Genomic DNA, 3839 nt, shown 5'->3' on the forward strand with positions numbered 1-3839 from the left:
CCGTGCGCGGGCGGGGGCTGCTGTTCGTGCGCGATGCGGAACTTCTCCAGCAGGTTCTCGGTGGCGCCGGAGGTGAACGACTCGTGGATCTCGGGCGGCTCGCACAGCTGGTACGTCGGTCCGGACAGGCGCAGCAGCAGGCCAGGGTGGGTTCGGTGACCCACAGCGGGCCGGGCTCGTCGCGTCTGCCGAGCGGGTTGGGCAGGTAGGCGTCGCGGTCCCAGGCGGGCAGGGTGATCAGGTGGCTGCCGGCGCGGCGGCGGTCGTGGTCGAAGCCGGTGGAGTGCTCCAGCTGACCGATCGGCGAATGGGTCTTGAGCGCGGACAGGTAGGCCCCGTTGATGTCGAGCGCGGTCAACTGGTGTACGCCCGGTGGGGAGTTCGGGGCGGGTCCACTTGGGGCGGGCCTCCCAGATCTGGTCGGCGCCGCGGGCGGTCTGCTTGCGCAGGACGTCCGGCAGCCACGGGTGCGCGATCACGTCGTAGCGGCCGTCCTTGCGGGTGGCGACCAGCAGCGTCATCGCGTCCGGGATGGCCCGCTTGACCAGCGCCGCGGTGGCCGCCTCGACATCGCCGGAGTGCTGGGTCAGGGCAGAGTCTCGATCAGGTCGAGGTGGAACAGCGGGGGCAGCGCGGGCAGGTCCTGCGTGCCAGCGGGCTCGAAACGGGAGGCCAGGACGGTGGAGTCTCCGTTGCCGTCGAGGCCGGAACCCTTGACGAGGGCGACGACCGACGTTCCGGCGCTCTCACGTGTATTGACGTACACGGTGCGGATGTCCTCCGCGTTGACCAGCGCGAACCAGACGGGGTACCGGTTCGCGCCGGCCGCCTGCCACGGTCGCGTTGTGCGTCGCGATCCACACCTGGCCCAACGGAAGTCCCCTCCCCTGCCTCGTACGCCTCGGAGTTGACCCTACTCCGTCCCTGAACTCACGAAGGTCGGCGAAGGGATGGAAGATCGCCCGCCTCTCGCTGCCCCACTTGGACAGCGGAGGCAGCAGATCGCCGAGGCCGCTGGACGACCGCACGGAATCCCGCCGTCAGTCAGCGGCGAAGGCGACGTAGGTGCCGGCTGTGAGGCCGGAGAAGGTGATGAACTGACGGGGCTTGAGGCAGGTGAAGGCGGCGTGCATTCCGATGCCAGCGACGACCGCGTACGGCATCGTCTGCGGGATGAGTAGCGCAGGGGGGCAGCGCGATCTCCGCGGCGATGACGGTGGCCGCGACCAGGTGCCAGTAACGGACGTCCCGGTCGGTGAGGTTGCCCATGTGGCGGCGGATCAGGCCGGGGACAGCGTACTGGCGCCGGTAGGGGAGCCGCCGGTTCCCTACCGGGAACCGGGAACACCAGTTCCCCCCAGGCGCACGTGCCCGCCGTCACCGTTACGCCGGGAATTCAGGCTTGGGGAAGCGCCGGACAGTGGGGGTGGTCCGGAGCTCTGAGCGGACCGCCCGGAGGGCCTGGTGGAGTCCGGCTACTCATGGCTTCAGCGTGCGTCCGTCAGGCTGGCCCCGCACTCCGAGCCTCGAGGAATGGTGCCGGTGAAGCGATGCGCCTGGTTTCAGACCGCCGTCCGCTGCTCACGTCGTCCAGTCAGCGGGCCGATGCGACCGCCGCCGTCCGGGGCATGACACCGACCACGCGGCACAGGGAAGTTCACGGTCGTCGCTCACCGAGGCTCCGTGCCGGGTGCGCTCACCAGCACGGAGCATGCGTCAGAACGGCGGGGTCGGTGTCCTGGCCCGCCACACGAGGAAAGCGGCGGGCCAGGAGCTCCTCCACGGTGCCACAGCCGGGCAGGTACCGCCTGCCGTGTCACCGAAGTGGCTGCCGGACGCCGCGGTTTGACGAGCCGGCCGCCGTAGCGGGCGCTCTTGTACGTCAGCATCGTCACCGTCCGCCCCCACGCCTCCTGGGCGATGGCACGGTTGAGTCCGGCCTTCGCCCTGGCCCCGTTGCGCAGGATCACGCCTGGCTGCTCGGGGTCGGGCTTCGGCTGGGGGGCTTTGGTCATGCCGAGGATGTTGAGCTGTTCGACCACCAGCACGCCGTACGTGCGGGCGAGGTAGGTGGTGGTCTGGTAGCCAGTCCACGGCTCGTCGCGTGGCTTTTGCTCGGAGCTGCTTGATCTGGTCGTAGGTGTGCTGCAACCGCTTGGAGGTCTTCTCCCCTTTCTTGCGGAACGTCTTGCGGTGTGCGGCCTGCCGCTCCAGTAGCTACTTCGGCCAGTTCAGCCCGCACAGGCGCAACCGATGGGTCTTCGGCGACCGGGAAACCGGGGCCTACCTCCACAGGGCTTGCGCAAGTTCCCGGGATCGCCCAACTGGCCTGAGGATGCCGCGGGTTGGGGTGGATGACAGAGCGGACACGGGATCCGTGATCATTCAGGTGTCTAAGCCAAGTGATCAAGAGGGTTCCCGTGTCCGCTGTCTCATCTTCCCCGATCCCTGCTGTGTTGGCCAAGCTGGGTCCGATCAACCTGGACGACATGGTTGACCTGCATGTCTTCCTGAAGGCGGTGCCCGATCCGCGCTCCCGGCGAGGCCGCTGGTACTCGTTGACCTCGATCCTGCTGGTCTGCGCGGCCGCCGCGGTTTCGGGAGCCCGGACCATCGACGAGCTCGCCGAGTGGGGCGCCCGCGCCGACACGGGGCTGCTCGCCACGCTCGGCGTGCGCCGTCACCTGCTGCACTGGCGGCACGCGCCCTCCAGGTCGGCAATCGGAAGAGTCCTCGAGCGTCTCAACGCCGACGCACTGGATGCGGCCGTGGGAGCCTGGCTGGCCCACCGCCGCACCGCCGTGACCGCAGCCCCGGGCAGGCGACGGGTGATCGCCGTGGACGGCAAGGCACTGCGCGGCTCCGCCCGCCCAGGCCAGCCCCGCCGGCACCTGCTGTCCGCCGTCACCCACGGCTGCCCGGTCACCCTCGCCCAGGCCGAGGTTGGGTCCAAGACCAACGAGACACGGCACTTCCAGCCCCTGCTCGCACCGCTCGACCTCGACGGGGACGTGGTCACCTTCGACGCGCTGCACACCGTGAAGGCCAACGTTGCCTGGCTGGCCGAGACCAAGAAGGCGCACTACGTGCCGTGATCAAGACCAATCAGCCCACCGCCTGGGCCCAGTTGGACGGTCTGGACTGGCATGCGGTGGCCATCCAGCACACCGCCTCGAACAAGGGACACGGCCGCCGCGAGTCCCGCTCGATCAAGACTCTCGCCATCGCCGACAACCTCGGCGGCATCGCCTTCCCCACGCAAAGCTCGCCCTCCGCGTCCACCGCCGCCGTAAAGAGACCGGCAGGAAAGAGACCCGCGAGACCGTCTACGCGCTCACCAGCCTCGACGTCCACCAGGCAACACCCGCCAAACTCGCCTCCCACCTGCGCGGACACTGGACCGTGGAAGCCCAACACCACATCCGCGACCGCACCTTCGCCGAGGACGCCTCCACCGTCCACGCAGGCAACGCACCCCGCGCCATCCGTGACGAACCCGAACGAGCCCTCCCCATCCTGGGCATCAACCCCAGGCCCGACCTCAACGGAACTTGATCAAGCCCTGCTACCTCCACCAGTACGCCTGGGCGCAGTGAGCGGCCATTGCCTCGTTGGCGAGCCGGTAGACCTTCTCGGCCGTCTCCTCGTCCGCCCAGTAGTGGTAGTGCGAGGGGGACGGGCTGACCATTTGCACGTCCCCGCGGTGGATACCCATCGCGGCCAGCCGCAGGCGCACGTCGGTCATCCTCGGGGCGCGCTCGCGGACCATGGGGCCGCTGACGGCGAGGGCCGTACGACCGTTGCGGCGGGCGTCGAGGGCGCGGGCCTCGGCCAGCCCC

General features: G+C 69.5%; 4 protein-coding genes and 3 pseudogenes. 2 read left to right on the forward strand and 5 right to left on the reverse strand.

The genetic code is table 11. The features are described 5' to 3' along the window. The 4 genes and pseudogenes from ABZZ74_RS52855 to ABZZ74_RS52870 all read right to left on the reverse strand — a co-directional run. Positions 1 to 596: pseudogene (locus tag ABZZ74_RS52855) on the reverse strand (transcriptional regulator); the annotation flags it as partial. Further along, positions 587 to 766 carry a hypothetical protein gene (locus ABZZ74_RS52860; RefSeq protein WP_356951263.1) on the reverse strand — a complete coding sequence of 60 codons (180 nt, stop codon included), beginning with the start codon at positions 764 to 766 and terminating at the stop codon, positions 587 to 589. The gene ABZZ74_RS52860 and the pseudogene ABZZ74_RS52855, both read right to left, overlap by 10 nt. Before the next feature lie 274 nt (positions 767 to 1040). Continuing rightward, positions 1041 to 1163 carry a hypothetical protein gene (locus tag ABZZ74_RS52865; protein WP_356951264.1) on the reverse strand — a complete coding sequence of 41 codons (123 nt, stop codon included), beginning with the start codon at positions 1161 to 1163 and terminating at the stop codon, positions 1041 to 1043. 681 nt (positions 1164 to 1844) lie between these two features. Beyond that, a pseudogene (locus ABZZ74_RS52870) lies at positions 1845 to 2214 on the reverse strand (RNA-guided endonuclease TnpB family protein); the annotation flags it as partial. Between the two features lie 275 nt (positions 2215 to 2489). Here ABZZ74_RS52870 and ABZZ74_RS52875 point away from each other — a divergent pair. Next, entirely contained in the window at positions 2490 to 3095 is a 606-nt protein-coding gene (locus ABZZ74_RS52875) for an ISAs1 family transposase (RefSeq protein WP_356951265.1), read from the forward strand. 307 nt (positions 3096 to 3402) lie between these two features. Further along, on the forward strand, positions 3403 to 3555 hold the full coding sequence (locus tag ABZZ74_RS52880) for a hypothetical protein (protein ID WP_356951266.1): 153 nt from the start codon (positions 3403 to 3405) through the stop codon (positions 3553 to 3555). A gap of 13 nt (positions 3556 to 3568) precedes the next feature. Here ABZZ74_RS52880 and ABZZ74_RS52885 read toward each other — a convergent pair. Beyond that, positions 3569 to 3839 (reverse strand): annotated as a pseudogene (locus ABZZ74_RS52885) (amidohydrolase); the annotation flags it as partial.

It is taken from the genome of Streptomyces sp. NPDC006476, from assembly GCF_040612015.1.
GTDB lineage: Bacteria > Actinomycetota > Actinomycetes > Streptomycetales > Streptomycetaceae > Streptomyces > Streptomyces griseorubiginosus_B.

What these genes read in the sequence shown, in the direction of transcription:
- ABZZ74_RS52875 (WP_356951265.1), top strand. Translation starts at nt 2,490, where the DNA reads ATGGTTGACCTGCATGTCTTCCTGAAGGCGGTGCCCGATCCGCGCTCC.
- ABZZ74_RS52865 (WP_356951264.1), bottom strand. Translation starts at nt 1,163, where the DNA reads ATGCCGTACGCGGTCGTCGCTGGCATCGGAATGCACGCCGCCTTCACC.